The sequence below is a fragment of the Loktanella sp. R86503 genome (assembly GCF_042466455.1).
GTDB lineage: Bacteria > Pseudomonadota > Alphaproteobacteria > Rhodobacterales > Rhodobacteraceae > Loktanella.
Genome location: NZ_JAXHCI010000002.1, coordinates 2,270,549 through 2,287,265, shown reverse-complemented (window position 1 = coordinate 2,287,265; position 16,717 = coordinate 2,270,549). Strand labels below are relative to the sequence as shown.

The window sequence follows — 16,717 nt, the reverse complement described above, 5'->3', positions numbered from 1 at the left end:
TGCCGCCGGTCTAGAACGTCGGTGGCGTGCAGGCACTGATGACTTCGCAAACATCGTCGCTGGCGTTGCGGAAACGGTGCGGCAGTCGGCTGTCAAAGATATATCCGTCACCGGGATGCAGAACGGAAACTTCTCCGTTTACGGTCACCTCAATCCGGCCCTTTACGACGATGCCCGCCTCCTCGCCGTTATGGCTTAGAAATTCCGGCCCGGTGTCCGCGCCGGGCGGATAGGATTCGTGCAGCAACTGCAGCGCATGTTCCGATGCGCGGCCCAGCTGGCGAAGCGATACATGTGGCCGGGGGGCGGCGTCCTGCGGCGCGATTTCGTGAAACTCGTGCGATTTGAAAAAGTATGCGGGTTTTTCCTCTGCCCCTGCTGGGGGCGTGAAAAAGTCCGCCATGCTGATCGGGATCGCGTCCAGCAGCGACTTCAGCGAGGCGACCGAAGGCGATGTCTTGTTCTTTTCGATCAGGCTGATCGTGCCGTTGGTCAGTCCTGCCCTAGCGGCAAGTTCACGCTGTGACAGCCCATGTTCTTCGCGCAGGCTGCGCAGCCGTTCCCCGATGTCCACCGCAATCCCCCTTTATGATTGCAGCCCGCCGTTGCAGGGGCCGCACGGCATTAAGCGGCATCGCGAGCCAAAGTTTCAAGCAAAATCAACGAAAGGTCGCTGCGCGACAAAAGGTGACGCAAATTGGAACGAAAACATCGTTTGACAATTATATTAAACACAAGGCACTGATTTTTTATACACCCCTTGGCTCGCAAAGGACCGCGCGCATGACCCAGAAAAGCAAGACCACCAAGACCAAGATCAAGCCCGCGACCGCTGCTGCAGAAGCACCGCGCACCCCTCTGACCGTTGTGCCCGATCTGCCCGTCGAAGAGCAGTCGAATGCGGCCCTGCTGCGCCGGCGCACACAGGCTGTGCCGCGCGGCGTTGCCTCTGCCGCGCCGATCTTTGCCAGCTACGCCGAAAACGCAGAGCTGTGGGACGTCGAGGGAAACCGCTTTATTGATTTCGTCGGCGGTATTGCCGTGCTGAACACCGGCCACCGTCATCCCCGCGTTGTCGCCGCCGCCAAGGCGCAAGAGGATCTGTATACGCACACCTCTTTTCAGGTTGTGCAGTATGAACCCTATGTTGCGCTGGCTGAACGTCTGAACGCGCTGGCCCCCGGGGATCACCCGAAAAAGACACTGCTGGTCACGACCGGTGCCGAAGCCGTCGAAAACGCAGTGAAAATTGCCCGCGCCGCGACAGGCCGCCCCGGCGTGATCGCCTTTACCGGCAGCTACCATGGCCGCACGTTGCTGACGCTGGGCCTGACCGGCAAAATCAGCCCCTATAAAAAGGACGTCGGCCCTTTCCCCTCTGACATCTTTCGCGCGCCCTTTCCAAATGCCCGCGACGGCATCACCGTGCAGGACGCCCTGACAGCGCTGAACAACCTGATGTTGACCGATGCGCAGCCCGAGCGCATTGCTGCCATCATCATCGAACCCGTGTTGGGAGAGGGGGGCTATACCCCTGTGCCGTTCGAAATGATGCAAGCCTTGCGGGCGCTGTGCGACAAGCATGGCATCTTGTTGATTGCGGATGAAATTCAGGCCGGATTCGGCCGCACCGGCAAATGGTTCGCGATCGAACATTCCGGCGTTGTGCCCGATCTCATCACCGTCGCGAAATCCATGGCGGGCGGCTATCCCATCGCCGGCGTCATCGGCCGCGCCGATGTGATGGATGCGATGATCCCGGGCGGGCTTGGTGGCACCTATGGCGGTAACCCGGTCGCCTGCGCCGCAGCGCTGGCCGCGATTGACGTCATCGAGGAAGAAGGTCTGCTGGAACGTTCGACGCAAATCGGCGAGCATTTCAAATCCCGCTTTTCCGAAATCGGTGCCCGCGCTGCGCCGTTCCGCTTGTGGGATATTCGCGGCCTTGGCGGCATGGTTGCCGTTGAATTCGTGACCGACTTTTCAACCGCGGCACCGGATGCGGACCTGACCAAACGTGTCGTGGCCCATGCCTTGCAGCGGGGCCTGATCCTGCTGTCATGCGGTTTGCACGGCAATGCCCTGCGGATCATGGTGCCGCTGACCGCATCTGACGCAGTGATTGACGAAGGCCTTGCCATCTTTGAAGCTGCCCTAACCGCCGCCGTGGCAGAGCAGCATCAAGCCTGAACGAGCGGATAAATCTAGAAATGGCGGGCCGTCCGGTTCGCCATTTTTCCAATTGATTGGCAGGGGGCGGCGAACGACTTTCCCTTTCAAGACCGAAGCTGCTAGACAGAAGGCCACCGGATTTTCCCGGCCCTGAGGAAGAAACTGAAATGACTCCCTTCGCAATCGCCGGCGTTCAGATGTATGTGAACCCGCTTGTGCCCAATGTCGAAGGCATGCTGCAGCGCCTAGATGTGCTGATGCTGCGCTTTCCCTGGACCCAGATGGTGCTGTTTTCGGAACTTGCGCCGTTTGGTCCGCTCGACAAGTTCGCGCAAGAGCCGCAGAACGAAACCCTTGACCGGTTCTGCGAAGCCGCGCGCAAGCACAAGGTATGGCTGATCCCCGGATCCATGTTTATCCGCCACGCGGACGGTCGTATCCTGAACACGTCCTTTGTAATCGACCCCGACGGCAATATTGTCAAACGCTACGCCAAGATGTTTCCGTTCCGCCCCTACGAGGCAGGCATCGCCGCAGGCACGGAATTTTGCGTTTTCGACGTGCCTGATGTGGGCCGTTTCGGTCTGTCGATCTGTTATGACATGTGGTTCCCGGAAACGACCCGCCAGCTGACGGCGCAGGGCGTTGAAGTATTGCTGCATCCCGTGCTGACAGGCACCACCGACCGCGATGCCGAACTTGCCATCGCACGCGCCACCGCCGCGCAATTCCAGTGCTATGTGATCGACATTAACGGTCTGGGATCTGGCGGAATCGGCCGGTCCTGCGTCGTTGATCCGACGTCGATGGTTCTGCACCAAAGCCAGGGCCAGGAAGATATGTTCCCGATCGAGATTGATCTGGATATGGTCCGTCGCCAGCGTGAAACCGGAATGAAGGGGTTGGGGCAGGTCCTGAAATCCTTCCGCGACCGCGATGTCGATTTTTCCGTCTATGACCGCAACAGCGGTGTGGACAGCTTTCTTAAAACGCTTGGGCCGCTGGAAATCCCCCATCAAGGCACACGCGCTGGTCTGATGGTCGATGGCCCTGCGGAGTCAGAGATGGAAATCGAATACAAAACTCCTGGCGGGACTGTTGCAGTCCCACCCATCGTCCCCCACACTGACGTTATCTAAACGCCATCTTGGCATCGGCCCGGATCAGTCCGGGCCGGTCTGCCCAATCGGCGTCCCGCGTAACACTGCCGAGGACCGACCGTAATGCATTCCGTGACCGACTATTATTCCGCGACCCAGCTACGTGCCGACCGCTGGAGCGAATTACGAGAGGTCACGGCGCAGCTTGCCCGAGAGGCACCAGCCAAGATCGATCCCACGCTGCGCAGTCTTGCCTCTGAACTGTTCGACGGTCTGGCAGAGATTGAGGCTTATTGGGCCTTTCCCGGGCTTCAGGTCTTTGACCAGATGCGCCGCCAGTTCGAACACAACAGCTTTACCGAACTGTCCTATAGCGTGCACCGCGTTGCCCGTGCCCTGACGACCGGTGCTTACCGCCGGCGCCATATCCCGCTGGATCACGACAGCGACGACCGCGAAGAACACGACGACGAGGCGCTGCTGTCCCCCGAAGTGCGCGCCATGACCAAGCCCTATTTCGAGGTGCTGATCGTGGACGAGGTGTCGGATGCGCAAGAACACTGGCTCAAGGCCAATGTCCACGCCATGCGTCGCGCCGAAGATCCGTTTATCTACGAGGCTTTGGTCGTGCCGTCCGTCGAGGATGCGCTGATCGCCGTGCTGTTCAACCACAACATTCAGGCTATCGTCGTGCGCCCCGGCGTGACGCTGCGGTCAAAATCCGACCACCCGATCCTGGCGCGCTTCCTGGAAGGGATCGCCGGCACGGATCGCCTTAACGATCTGGAAGCCAAGGATTTCGGCCCGGCGCTGTGCCGTCTGATCGATGACGTCCGGCCGGAACTTGATGCCTATCTGGTAACCGAACGGTCGGTCGAGGATATCGCCGGCACCGAACTTGGTGTTTGCCGCCGTGTCTTTTATAACCAAGAAGACTTCATGGAACTGCACCTGAACATCCTGCGCGGTGTGCAGTCCCGTTATAAAACCCCGTTTTTTACAGCGTTGGTCAACTATTCCAAACAGCCGACCGGTGTGTTTCATGCCATGCCGATTTCCCGAGGCAAATCGATCACGCGCAGCCACTGGATTCAGGATATGGGCGCGTTTTACGGGCCGAATATCTTTCTGGCTGAAACCTCTGCCACGTCGGGCGGGCTGGATTCCCTGCTGGAACCTCACGGCCCCATCAAAGAGGCGCAGGAACTTGCGTCGCGCGCCTTTGGATCAAAGCAGACGTTTTTCGCAACCAATGGCACATCGACCTGCAACAAGATCGTCGTGCAAGCTCTTGTTCGGCCAGGAGATATCGTGCTGGTCGACCGCGATTGCCACAAGTCGCACCACTATGGCATGGTGCTGGCAGGGGCGCAGGTTTGCTACCTCGACAGCTATCCGCTGAACGAATATTCCATGTACGGCGCGGTGCCGCTGCGCGAGATGAAGCAGCAGTTGCTGGACCTGAAGGCCGCTGGCAAGCTGGACCGCGTGCGGATGCTGCTGCTGACGAACTGCACCTTTGACGGCATCGTCTATAACGTCGACCGCGTCATGGAAGAGTGCCTGGCCATCAAGCCCGACCTGATTTTCCTGTGGGACGAGGCATGGTTCGCCTTTGCCCGCTTCAACCCGACCTACCGCAAACGCACCGCGATGCGGACCGCCAACAAGATGCGTGCCCGGTTCAAGACCGAAGAACACGCCGCCGCCTATGCGGCGCAGCAGGACATGCTGAAAAACGCCGACACGGAAACCATCCTCAACACCCGTTTGATCGCCCCGCCAGAGGCGCGCATCCGCGTTTATGCCACGCAATCAACGCACAAAACGCTGACATCCCTGCGGCAGGGGTCAATGATCCACGTCAACGATCAGGACTTCAAAGGCGAGGTCGAACAAGCCTTTCACGAAGCCTACATGACCCACACGTCAACATCGCCGAATTATCAGATTATCGCCTCCCTTGATGTGGGGCGCCGCCAGGTCGAACTGGAAGGGTTCGAATTCGTGCAGCGCCAGTTAGAGGCGGCGATGTCGATGCGCCGCGCCATATCTACGCATCCGCTGCTTAAAAAATACTTTAAGGTGCTCAGCCTCGCGGAAATGATCCCGTCCGAATACCGCGAAAGCGGCACCGAAAGCTATTACGACCCCGATCGCGGATGGATCGACATGCTAGAGGCGTGGGAGGATGACGAATTCGTCCTTGATGCCACCCGCGTGACGCTGGGTGTCGGCGGCACCGGCTGGGACGGCGATACCTTTAAGACGCAGATATTGATGGATAAATACGGCATCCAGATCAACAAAACCTCACGCAATTCGGTGCTGTTCATGACGAACATCGGCACCACGCGGTCCTCTGTTGCTTATCTGATCGAAGTGCTGGTCGAAATTGCCCGCGGGTTGGACGATTTGCTGGACGATGCGTCCAAAATGGAACGCCTCGGCTTTGAACGCCGCGTGTCCAACCTGACGGAAAAGTATCCGCCGCTGCCCGACTTCAGCCGCTTCCATGATGCGTTCCGTGCCGACAATGTCACGTCAGAAGGCGATATCCGCACGGCCTATTACATGGCCTATGACGAAAACAACTGCGATTACATGGATCTGGACGGATCGCTTCAGCACGCGCTTGACGCCGGCCAGGAAGTGGTCAGCGCCAGTTTCATCATCCCTTACCCTCCCGGCTTTCCAATCCTCGTGCCCGGGCAGGTGATATCGTCTGAAATTCTTGCCTTTATGCGCGCCTTGGACGTGAATGAAATCCACGGCTACCGCGCCGATCTGGGGCTTCGCGTCTTCACGCCAGAGGCGCTGGCAGCGCAAACTCCGCAGAAACGACTGACAGCAAACAAGAAACTGACCGCAAAGAAAACCGCCGCAGAATAACAAAGGACGATTCATGACCACGACAGTTCTCAAGAATATCTCCGAAATTCGCCGGTTCTTTCACCGTAACGAAGAGCCCGTCTATTTTATCTCTGCGACCAACTTCAATCTGCTCGGCCTTGATGAGTGGGTCAAAAACTTCAAGTATATCTGCTACATCGATTGTTACGGCGGCAAACACCCCAATGTGTTCTGCCCGTCCGAACAGCCCCATGCAGAATTCCAGTCCATAGAGGACATCAACAACTATCTGCTGCAGCACAAGGAAGTCATCGACTTCATCAAGCGCCGCGGCGGCAAGCCCAAGTTCGTGTTCCTGATGTTCGACGAAGAAACCGAACGTCTGTCCAAGGAACTGGGTGCGGATGTCTGGTTCCCCAAGGCCAAGCTGCGCCAGTCGCTGGACAACAAGATTGAAACCGTGCGCATCGGCAACAAGGCAGGTGTGCCCTCTGTGCCCAACACCCTGGCAGAGGTGAAATCCTACGAAGACCTGCGCCGCATCACTGAAAAGGCCGGGATCGGTCACGATCTGGTGCTGCAATCGGCTTTTGGCGACAGCGGGCACACCACATTCTTTATCAAATCCGAAGAGGATTTCCGCCGCCACGAACACGAAATCGTCGGCGAGGGCGAGATCAAGATCATGAAGCGGATCGACTGCCGTGGCTCTGCGATCGAGGCTTGCGCCACGTCCCAAGGCACGATCGTTGGCCCGTTGATGACGGAACTTGTCGGTTTCAAAGATCTGACGCCTTATCGTGGGGGATGGTGCGGCAACGAAATTCTGGCCACTGCCTTTCCGCCCAAGGTGCGGCAAAAAGCACGCGACATGACCTTTAAGTTCGGCGAACAGCTGCGTAAAGAAGGCTACCGCGGCTATTTCGAGCTCGATTTCCTGATCGACAAAAAGACCGGCGATCTGTGGCTGGGCGAATTGAACCCGCGCATTACCGGCTGTTCATCCATGACGAACCATGCCGCCTTTGCGCATGCCGACGCACCGCTGTTCCTGTTTCACCTGCTGGAATTCAGCCGCAAAAAGTTCCAGCTGGACGTGGACGAGCTGAACAACCGCTGGGCCAACCCGGATATGATCGACAGCTGGTCGCAGATGGTCATCAAGCATACCGCTGATACCGTTGATATCTGCACCGATGCACCCGAAACCGGCATCTACAAAATGCTGGAAGACGGCCGCGTCGTCTTTGACCGCTTCGACTATCACCGCCGGGCGGTGGAATCGGAAAACGAAGCTTTCTTTCTGCGCATCCTGCAGCCCGGCGATTACCGCTATGAAGGGGCCGATATCGGTATCCTTGTAACGCGGGGGCGGTCCATGACCAAGTCGTTCCAGTTGAATGACCGCGCATCAAAGTGGATTCACGGTATCAAGCAATACGTTTCGGGCAAACCGCTCCCCGTCGCGTCCGCGGGGCCTGCGCTGGCCGAACCTGCCTTCAAGATCATGTAAATGCTCTGGCGCGCGTTATCAGAGGAACAGCCCGGTCCTCGGTGGGCCGGGCTGTTTGCCGAATACTGGCCCGCCTATCGCAAGTGGTGGTTGCGGGACGGCGAAAGCGCGCGCCCGACCTATCTGGAATGTCACCGCGCCCTGGCATCCAATATGCCAGAGCTGGTGCCGCTTTACGATTCCTTGTGCGAATTGGCTGGGGGCGGGGATATGGCGGCTCGTTTCTTGTCCTTTTACAACCCGCCGCCTTATCTGACCGGCTGCAGCCAGGCGATCTGGCCCGGCACTGAACCCGTGCTGGTGCGCAACTACGACTACAACCCGAACGCCTTCGATAGCCTGATCCTAAACACCAACTGGCTGGGCCGCCGCGTGATGGGCATCAGCGACGGCCTTTGGGGGCTGGTCGACGGGATTAATGATGCCGGATTGGCCGTTTCGCTGACCTTTGGCGGACGGCGCATCGTGGGGCAGGGGTTCGGCGTTCCCCTGATCCTGCGCTATATCCTGCAAACCTGCACCACGGCAGAACAGGCGGGCGAGGTGCTGATGCGTATCCCGACCCACATGTCTTACAACGTCACGGTGCTGGACGAGCACCGCAACTATCTGACGGCGATGATGGGGCCGGACCGCAAGACGCTGCTGACCCGCAACGCCGTTGCGACCAACCATCAGGAACAGGTCGAATGGGTCAGCCATGCCCGCTTTACCGCCACAGTCGAACGCGAACGGTTCTTGCTGCAGCGCCTGACCCTGCACCGTGACCCGCAAGACGTGTTTATCGACGCTTTTCTCAAACCGCCGCTCTACTCCACGGCCTTTGCTCAGGGCTTTGGTACGCTCTACACAACCGTATACCGCCCCAGACTGCGCGAAATGGAAGTCCGCTGGCCCGGCACCGTCTGGCCAATGTCGATGCACCAGTTCCAGGACAGCGCCCGCCGCGTCGCAATTCCGGGCGTTGCATAACGGGGCTTGTCATTCATCTGGCCAAATAAACTCAAAACCGGACTTGGCCGAACCCGCGCCGGCATGATCAAGGCTCCACCGGCGCGGCCATTTCAATCCTTACAAATCTGTATAGCACCCGTCAGGCAATCGTCAGGGCAGGGGCGCATCTAGGCTGCATCAAGACGCAACCAAAGGATGCTGCCCATGACCCCCGCGATCCGCCGCTCTGCCGCCGCGCTGACGATGTTAGCTGCTTTGGCCGGCTCCACCGCCATGACACTTGCCCCCACCGCTGCGCTGGCAGTTCCTGCCGGCGGCTATGGCGATCTGGTTGAAACCCTGTCCCCCGCCGTTGTTTTCATCGAGGTGACGGAGAAAGCACAGGATGCACAGTCGCTGGCGGATGCCTTGCCCCCCGGCTTTCCGCGTGAAGAGCTTGAACGCCGCTTCGGTCCTATGTTCCAGACCCCGCAAGGCGGCTCAGCGCAGCCGTCACAGGCGCTTGGCTCCGGCTTTATCGTGTCGGCGGACGGGTATATCGTCACCAACAACCACGTCGTCGACGGGGCCCAGACGGTCAAGGTAACATTAAGCGATGACAAGGAATACGACGCAGAGGTCATTGGTGTGGACCCGCTGACCGATATCGCCTTGATCAAGATTGACACTGGCACCGACCTGCCAACCGTGCCCTGGGGTGACAGCACCGCCGTGCGTCCGGGTGACGAGGCGCTGGCCATCGGCAATCCCTTTGGCCTTGGTGGCACTGTGACATCCGGCATCGTCTCTGCCGTCTCGCGCGATATCCATTCGGGGCCTTATGATGACTACATCCAGACCGATGCCGCGATCAACAAGGGCAATTCCGGCGGTCCACTGTTCAACGCAAATGGTGAGGTCATCGGTGTAAACACAATGATCTTCAGCCCGGGCGGTGGATCGGTCGGCATCGGCTTCGCTGTGCCATCGGATTTGGTGCAGAAAATCGTCGCCGATTTGCAGGACGACGGCTCTATTGCCCGCGGCTGGCTTGGCGTGCAGATCGGCCCGATGAGCGATGAAATCGCCAATGTGCTGGGCTATGACACCCCCAAAGGTGCCGTGATCGAGGATGTCGCAGCGAACAGCCCCGCCGCCAAGGCCGGACTTCGCGATGGTGACATTATCCTGACCTTTGCTGGCAAGGATATCAGTGACGTCGGCGATCTGACCCGCGCCGTGGCGGATGTGACGCCGGGCAGTGATGCGGCCGCGACCATCTGGCGGCAAGGGCGAGAGATGTCGATCGATGTGACCGTCGGCGATCTGGCCAAAAAGTCCGTCTAGGCCATTCAGATAGGCACGGCCCGATGCACCGGGCCGCTGTCCTTGGCTCTGGTTGATGCACCAACAGAGCTCTGGCCCCGCGGTTCCCCTTTGGGACGGCGGGGTCTTTTCTTGCCAAGCGGGCCCGCGCGCCCCATCTGTCAAAGGATCAGGCATGACGCATGGAAACACGATGAAAATACTCGTGGTCGAAGACGACCGGACGACCGGCCAATACATCACCCGCGGCCTGCGCGAAGAAGGGCATACAGTCGACCTTGTTGACAATGGCCGCGACGGTCTTGTGCAGGCGACAAGCGCAGAGCATGACGTGATGATCATCGACCGGATGCTGCCGGAAATCGACGGGCTGACCTTGGTGAAATCCCTGCGCGGGGCAGACAACCGCACGCCGGTCCTGATGCTGACCGCGATGGGATCGGTGGATGACCGCATTGGCGGACTGAACGCCGGGGCGGATGACTATCTGGTCAAACCCTTTGCCTTTGGCGAATTGTCGGCCCGGATCAACGCCCTTGGCCGTCGCCCGCGGACGCTGGCGCAGGATGTGACATTGACGGCCGGTGATCTGGTCATGGATCTGGTCACGCGAGACGTGACCCGCGCGGGGCAGAAAATTGATCTGCTGCCGCGCGAATTTGCGATCCTTGAACACCTGCTGCGTCGCAAGGGGCGTATCCAGACCCGCACGATGCTGCTGGAAAATGTCTGGGGCATTTCGTTTGATCCGCAAACCAATGTTGTCGAAACCCATATCAGCCGCCTGCGGGCCAAGGTGGACAAGCCCTTTGGGTCTGACCTGATCAAAACCGTGCGCGGCGCGGGCTACCGGATCGAAGGATGACGTCATTTGTGCACCGCCTGACGGCTCTGCTGCGGGCCAGCCCGGTGCGACTGGCCCTGGGGCTTGTCGCGGTCTTTGCCCTCATTAGTATTGCCAGCCTGACGGCAAGCTATACCGCAAGCCGCACCTCGCTTGATGCCACCATGCGCCGCGATCTGACGCAGGATGTCGCCGGCTTTCGTGCCGCACCTTCGGCCACAGCGCTTGCTGCCCTTGTCGCCGCAGAGGCGCGGGTCAGCGATCCGGCGCGGATTGTGCTGTCTTATGTCACGCCGCGGGGGCGGCACTATGGTAACGGCGTGCTGGCACAGGATCAGAACGGGTATTACCTGACGACGCTGGACGGCGAGGGGACACGCATTGGCGGTGAATACCTTGCGCTGACAACCACGCTTTACGGCGGACAGCTAAGCATCGCGCGCAGCCGGGCAGAGATTGACCAGCTTTGGACCGTGTTTCGCAACATCGTTCTGCTGTCGCTGCTGCCGACGCTGGTGATTGCGCTGGGCGCGGGGCTGATCATGGCGCGCCGTTCAGCCCGGCAAGTCAATGCCTTGGGACGCACGCTGGACCAGCTGACTAGCGGTGATCTGGCCGCGCGGGTGCAGCCGACGGCGCAATGGTCCGACGATTTTCGCCGCATTGGCACCCGCATTGACCGGATGGCCGCAGCACAAGAAGCGTCGGTCGATACATTGCGGCAGGTGTCGTCGGACGTGGCACATGATCTGAAAACGCCGATCCAGCGTATTTCGGTGCATCTGGACGATTTGTCCGGCCTGCCGCTGCCGGATGATGCCGCGGCGCTTGTCGATCTGGCCCAAGCCGAAGTTCAAGGGGTGGTGTCGGTCTTTCACGCCCTGCTGCAAATCGCCCAGATCGAGGCTGGCACACCCAAATCCCGCTTTGCTCCCGTCGATCTGGCTGCCTTGGCCGCCACCTTTGCAGAACTTTACGATCCCGCAGCGACCGAAGACAGGCGCGATCTGCGCCTTGATATGGATACGGCGCCGGCGATGGTGCTGGGTGACAAGGACCTGCTTGGTCAAATTCCTGCGAACCTGATTGAAAACGCCTTGCGTCATACGCCCGCAGGCACGCCGATTACCATCGGTCTGCACCGGGCGGGGGGGATGTCATCCTTTCGGTTGCCGACCAGGGGCCTGGGATTCCCCAAGGCGAACGCGCCCGCGTGCTGCAACGGCTATACCGGCTGGATCGCAGCCGTGCCACGCCGGGCAGCGGTCTGGGGCTGAGTCTGGTTGCGGTGATTGCCGATTTGCATGACGCCACGCTGACCTTGTCGGACAATGCGCCGGGGCTTGTCGTATCCTTGCGGATGGCGGCGCTGAAACAATGACCTGTTGCGCATAAATCTATCACAGATGGCAGAGCGCGATTTTGTACCCACTTGCTTTGGACGCGCGCTGTTGTCAGATCTTTCATGAAACAGAATGAACTCGGGCGCGATCCTGTGCACCTTCGCTGGCATTGGCAGACGGCCCCTGACGGATGAAAAGGCCCTGCGCGATGGAAAATGATGCTGTGAAAAAGGCGCTGGCTATCCTGCGGCCGGCGGGGATCGGCCTTGTTCTGGTCGCGGCCCTTGCTGGCATGCCCGCAGCGCCGGCATTGGCGCAAGATACGGCAGCCACCGATCAAGGGGCCGCCGCTGCCGCAAGTGTCGCCGCGCCGACGGTGACGGTTGTGCCCGCGCGGCAAACCCAAGTGACGCAGATCGTCAGCGCATCCGGCAACCTGTTGGCACGCGAAGATGTCGTCGTTTCTGCCCGCGTGTCGGGGGCAGAGATTACGGAACTGCTGGCTGATGTTGGCGACACGGTCAGCAAGGGCGACATTCTGGCCCGGTTGAACGACCAGACACTGCGCGCGCAACTGGCGCAGGCGGATGCCAATCTGGCCGCCGCGCAGGCCACCATTGCGCAGGGCGAAGGGCAGCTTGCCTCTGCCAATGCGACGGCAAGACAGGCGGCCACCGCGCTGGAACGTAACACCCAGCTGCGCCGCGACGGTGCGGTGTCGCAGTCGGCACTGGATCAGGCGCAGGCCAGCGCCGACAGCGCCAATGCGACCGTGCAAACGGCGCAGGCCGCGATCGCGGCAGGGAATGCGCAGATGGCGCAGGCCGAAGCAGCCCGCGATATCGCGGCGCTGAACCTATCCTGGGCCACTGTGACCGCGCCTGTGGACGGGATCATTGCGGATCGCTCTGCCAAGCTGGGGGAACTATCCGCTGCCGGTACGGCCATGTTCGACATGATCCGCGACGGCGTGATCGAGGCAGAGTTCCAGATTGTCGAAACGGATTTGGTCAAGGTCAGCATCGGCAATACTGCCAGCGTAAAGGTGGCAGGTCTGCCGCCGCGCAGCGGAATCGTGCGCCGGATTAGCCCGCAAGTCGATCCGGTCAGTCGTCTTGGCACGGTGCGCGTGTCCATTGACGATCAAACCGGTCTGCGGGCGGGTATCTTTGCCAGCGCCGATATCCAGACCGACCAACGCATGGCGCTGACCGTGCCCGTGTCTGCGGTAACAACCACCGGCGGCGACAGCGTCGTGCAAAAGGTCGTGGATAACACCGTTGCGCAAACCAGCGTCGCACTGGGCGTCGTGTCGGGCGGCATGCGGGAAATCACGGCCGGTCTGGCCGAAGGGGAAAATGTCCTGCTGCGGGCGGGGGCCTTTTTCCGCACCGGGGACAAGGTGACGCCTGTGGCACCAGAGCAAGATGCAGCCACCGACACAGACACGGCCGAGGTGTCCGAATGAATATGTCGACCTGGGCAATCCGGAACCCGGTTCCGTCGATTGCGGCCTTTCTTGTGCTTGTTATCGTCGGTCTGTTCGCGTTCCGCACGCTGCCGGTCACACAGTTTCCCAATATCGATGTGCCAATTATTGACGTGACTGTCGGTCAGGCTGGTGCCGCCCCGTCAGAGCTAATCACGCAGGTCACCAAACCGATAGAGGACAGCATTTCGTCGATTACAGGCGTCAAGCATATCACCTCTGTCGCGACGGACAGCAGTAGCGTGACAACCGTGGAATTCGAACTGTCGACCGACAGCGACCGCGCCCTGAACGACGTCAAGGACGCGATAACACGCGTGCGGGCCGAACTGCCTGACAGCATAACAGAGCCGCTGGTGCAACGGCTGGATGTGACGGGGCAGGCAATCATGACCTATGCCGTCGCCGACCCCAGCCGCAGTATCGAAGACCTGTCCTATTTCGTGGACGAGGTTCTAAACCGCGAATTGCAGGGCGTCGCCGGGCTAGGCAAGATCACCCGCCTTGGCGGTGCGGACCGAGAGATCAAGGTCGAACTGGACCCCCAGCGCCTGCTGGCCTTTGGAATTTCTGCCGCGTCGATCAGCCGTCAGTTATCGGCCACGAATATCGACCTTGGCGGCGGGCGCGGCGATATCGGGGGGCAAGAATTTTCCATCCGCGCCCTTGGCGGGGCGGATACGATTGAACAGCTCGCGGCAACGCCGCTGTCGCTGGCGGATGGCCGCACGATCCGCCTGTCCGACGTGGGCGAGGTTATTGACGGCCCGTCAGAGGCGCGCAGCTTTGCCACCCTTGACGGCCAGCCCGTCGTGGCCTTTGGCGTGTTTCGCGCAACGGGGGCGTCAGACCTGTCTGTAGCTGAACGCGTCATCGAACGGCTGGACGAGGTGCGCGCCGCCTATCCGGGGGTAGAGATCACGCTGATCGACGATGCCACCGAATATACCGCCGGCAATTATCATTCCGCGATGGAAACGCTATATGAAGGGGCCGCTTTGGCGATCATCGTGGTGTTTCTGTTCCTGAAAAACTGGCGCGCCACCCTGATTACCGCTGTGGCCTTGCCACTGTCGATTATCCCGACATTCTTTGTCATGCAGATGCTGGGGTTTTCGCTCAACACCGTGTCTTTGCTCGGGATTACGCTGGTGACAGGTATCTTGGTGGACGACGCGATTGTCGAGATCGAGAATATCGTCCGCCACATCCACATGGGCAAACCCGCCTATGAGGCGACCGAGGAAGCGGCAGGCGAAATCGGCCTGACCGTAATTGCGATCAGTTTTACCATCGTCGCCGTCTTTGCACCTGTCAGCTTTATGTCTGGCATTGCAGGGCAGTATTTCAAACAGTTCGGCCTGACCGTCGCGGTTGCGGTTCTGTTTTCGCTTCTGGTTGCGCGTCTGATCACACCGATGATGGCAGCCTATATCCTGAAGGATGCGCCCAACCACGTCGCGGAAAAAGACGGCTTTATCATGCGCGGTTATATGCGCCTGCTGGCTTGGACGCTGCATCATCGTCTGATCACGATGGTCCTTGGCCTTGGGATTTTCGCCGGCTCGATCTATTCCGCGACCCTGCTTCCGTCCGAATTCATTCCCGAAGCCGATGAGGGCCGCCTGCAAGTCAGTGTAGAGCTGCCGCCCGGCGCGACCTTGGCCGAAACCCGCACTATCACCAACGACATTGCAGCCCGCGCGAAAGACATCGCAGAGGTGCAGAATGTGTTGGTGCAAGGGGGCGCAGGGGGCAATGTCGCCAAGGCAAACATCACTGTCACGCTCGGGGCCAAAGACACCCGAGAGCGCAGCCAGTTCGATATCGAGGATGATCTGGTCGCCCGTCTGGCCGATATTCCCGATGCCCGGATCAACATGCTGGCCGCCAACGGTCAGCGCGCTGTCAACGTCGCCGTGCTGGGCGACGATCTGGATATCGTCACGCAGGCGGCGCAGAATTTGGCAACCCAGATGTCCGGCGTCGCAACGATCAAGAATATCACCAATGCCGCCAGCCTAGAACGGCCAGAGCTGCGCCTTACGCCGCGCCCGCAAATCGCGGCAGAGCTGGGGGTGACCGCATCCGACCTTGCGTCGACGATTCGGGTTCTGACAATTGGCGATACGGATGCCAATCTTGCGAAATTCAGTATCGACGGACGCCAGATCCCGGTTGTCGTGCGCATTGCCGAAGACAGTCGCCGCAATCTGGAACTGCTGACCAGTCAGCGCATCCCCACACAGACGGGGGCGCCCGTGCCCTTGTCGGTCGTCGCGGATGTCACGCTGGCGAACGGGCCATCATCCATCGAACGCTACGACCGCGAAACGCGTATTACCTTGCAGGCCGATTTGGCCGATGGTGCGGTGTTGGGGCAGGCCACAAACAGCATTTTCGCGCTGCCCGGCGCAGGGTCCGATCTGCCGCCCGGTGTGCGTGTCCAGTCCACCGGTGACGCAGAGGTACAGGGCGAGGTTTTCGCATCTTTCGGAACCGCGATGGGGGCAGGTGTGATGCTCGTTTACGTCGTGCTGGTGCTGCTGTTTGGCAGCTTTGTGACGCCCTTCACAATTCTGATGTCGCTGCCCCTTGCGATTGGCGGGGCGATTCTGGCGCTTTATCTGACCGGATCAGCGATTGGACTGTCGGTTGTCATCGGCTTTCTGATGCTGATGGGAATCGTCACGAAAAATGCCATCATGCTGGTCGAATTCGCCCTAGAGGCAATGAAGAGCGGGGCAACGCGCACCGAAGGTATGCTGGATGCAGGTCACAAGAGGGCGCGGCCAATCGTGATGACTACAATTGCGATGGCAGCAGGCATGGTGCCATCGGCGCTGGCCTTTGGGGCCGGGGGTGAATTTCGCTCTCCTATGGCGGTGGCAGTGATTGGCGGATTGCTGTTGTCGACGTTGCTATCGCTGATTTTTATCCCGTCATTGTTTTCAGTGATTGACGGTGGCCGCAGCAGGGCGTCGCGGCTGTTGATGCGCGGCCTGAACGTGAACAAACCACAGGATGCACCGGCCGAATAGGGTAAAGGGGCTGCATCACGCAGCCCTTTTACACCGCCAACGGGGCATACGATTTTTCGACGAAAAATCGACTAACCCAACAATTTGTTGAAAGAACTGAAAC

The 16,717-nt window shown here is 59.9% G+C and carries 12 protein-coding genes; 11 read left to right on the top strand and 1 reads right to left on the bottom strand.

Features of this window, described 5'->3' with window-relative positions; all coding sequences use genetic code 11:
• Window positions 1-10: 10 nt before the first annotated feature.
• Window positions 11-574, bottom strand: a complete 564-nt coding sequence (locus SJY10_RS12165; RefSeq protein ID WP_386682939.1) for a cupin domain-containing protein — start codon at window positions 572-574, stop codon at window positions 11-13.
• A 209-nt stretch (window positions 575-783) separates the two neighbouring features.
• On the opposite strand from SJY10_RS12165, the gene gabT reads away from it, so the two are divergent.
• The 11 genes from gabT (at window position 784) to SJY10_RS12110 (ending at window position 16,614) form a co-directional block, all read left to right on the top strand.
• The gene (gene gabT, locus SJY10_RS12160) at window positions 784-2,190 is read left to right on the top strand and encodes a 4-aminobutyrate--2-oxoglutarate transaminase (protein WP_386682937.1); all 1,407 of its coding nucleotides are present in this window, start codon (window positions 784-786) and stop codon (window positions 2,188-2,190) included.
• Between the two features lie 149 nt (window positions 2,191-2,339).
• Entirely contained in the window at window positions 2,340-3,311 is a 972-nt protein-coding gene (locus SJY10_RS12155) for a carbon-nitrogen hydrolase family protein (RefSeq protein ID WP_386682935.1), read from the top strand.
• A gap of 84 nt (window positions 3,312-3,395) precedes the next feature.
• Window positions 3,396-6,164, top strand: a complete 2,769-nt coding sequence (locus tag SJY10_RS12150) for an aminotransferase class I/II-fold pyridoxal phosphate-dependent enzyme (RefSeq protein WP_386682933.1) — start codon at window positions 3,396-3,398, stop codon at window positions 6,162-6,164.
• A 13-nt stretch (window positions 6,165-6,177) separates the two neighbouring features.
• Complete coding sequence (locus SJY10_RS12145; protein ID WP_386682931.1) at window positions 6,178-7,638, top strand: biotin carboxylase; 1,461 nt, start codon at window positions 6,178-6,180, stop codon at window positions 7,636-7,638.
• The gene (locus SJY10_RS12140; protein WP_386682929.1) at window positions 7,639-8,610 is read left to right on the top strand and encodes a C45 family autoproteolytic acyltransferase/hydolase; all 972 of its coding nucleotides are present in this window, start codon (window positions 7,639-7,641) and stop codon (window positions 8,608-8,610) included.
• Between the two features lie 177 nt (window positions 8,611-8,787).
• A complete protein-coding gene (locus SJY10_RS12135; RefSeq protein WP_386682927.1) occupies window positions 8,788-9,918 on the top strand; it encodes a Do family serine endopeptidase in 1,131 nt (376 codons plus the stop codon).
• A 172-nt stretch (window positions 9,919-10,090) separates the two neighbouring features.
• Window positions 10,091-10,762, top strand: a complete 672-nt coding sequence (locus SJY10_RS12130; RefSeq protein WP_386684660.1) for a response regulator — start codon at window positions 10,091-10,093, stop codon at window positions 10,760-10,762.
• A complete protein-coding gene (locus SJY10_RS12125) occupies window positions 10,759-12,018 on the top strand; it encodes a sensor histidine kinase (protein ID WP_386682925.1) in 1,260 nt (419 codons plus the stop codon). Before SJY10_RS12130 ends, SJY10_RS12125 begins: the two co-directional genes overlap by 4 nt.
• Window positions 11,931-12,122: a hypothetical protein gene (locus SJY10_RS12120; RefSeq protein WP_386684658.1), complete on the top strand. Its 192-nt coding sequence runs from the start codon at window positions 11,931-11,933 to the stop codon at window positions 12,120-12,122. Before SJY10_RS12125 ends, SJY10_RS12120 begins: the two co-directional genes overlap by 88 nt.
• Window positions 12,123-12,292: 170 nt before the next feature.
• Window positions 12,293-13,552, top strand: a complete 1,260-nt coding sequence (locus tag SJY10_RS12115; RefSeq protein ID WP_386682923.1) for an efflux RND transporter periplasmic adaptor subunit — start codon at window positions 12,293-12,295, stop codon at window positions 13,550-13,552.
• On the top strand, window positions 13,549-16,614 hold the full coding sequence (locus SJY10_RS12110; RefSeq protein WP_386682921.1) for an efflux RND transporter permease subunit: 3,066 nt from the start codon (window positions 13,549-13,551) through the stop codon (window positions 16,612-16,614). The genes SJY10_RS12115 and SJY10_RS12110 overlap by 4 nt, the downstream gene beginning before the upstream one ends.
• Window positions 16,615-16,717: the final 103 nt, after the last annotated feature.

What these genes read in the sequence shown, in the direction of transcription:
- gabT (WP_386682937.1), top strand. Translation starts at nt 784, where the DNA reads ATGACCCAGAAAAGCAAGACCACCAAGACCAAGATCAAGCCCGCGACC.
- SJY10_RS12155 (WP_386682935.1), top strand. Translation starts at nt 2,340, where the DNA reads ATGACTCCCTTCGCAATCGCCGGCGTTCAGATGTATGTGAACCCGCTT.
- SJY10_RS12150 (WP_386682933.1), top strand. Translation starts at nt 3,396, where the DNA reads ATGCATTCCGTGACCGACTATTATTCCGCGACCCAGCTACGTGCCGAC.
- SJY10_RS12145 (WP_386682931.1), top strand. Translation starts at nt 6,178, where the DNA reads ATGACCACGACAGTTCTCAAGAATATCTCCGAAATTCGCCGGTTCTTT.
- SJY10_RS12140 (WP_386682929.1), top strand. Translation starts at nt 7,639, where the DNA reads ATGCTCTGGCGCGCGTTATCAGAGGAACAGCCCGGTCCTCGGTGGGCC.
- SJY10_RS12135 (WP_386682927.1), top strand. Translation starts at nt 8,788, where the DNA reads ATGCTGCCCATGACCCCCGCGATCCGCCGCTCTGCCGCCGCGCTGACG.
- SJY10_RS12130 (WP_386684660.1), top strand. Translation starts at nt 10,091, where the DNA reads ATGAAAATACTCGTGGTCGAAGACGACCGGACGACCGGCCAATACATC.
- SJY10_RS12125 (WP_386682925.1), top strand. Translation starts at nt 10,759, where the DNA reads ATGACGTCATTTGTGCACCGCCTGACGGCTCTGCTGCGGGCCAGCCCG.
- SJY10_RS12115 (WP_386682923.1), top strand. Translation starts at nt 12,293, where the DNA reads ATGGAAAATGATGCTGTGAAAAAGGCGCTGGCTATCCTGCGGCCGGCG.
- SJY10_RS12110 (WP_386682921.1), top strand. Translation starts at nt 13,549, where the DNA reads ATGAATATGTCGACCTGGGCAATCCGGAACCCGGTTCCGTCGATTGCG.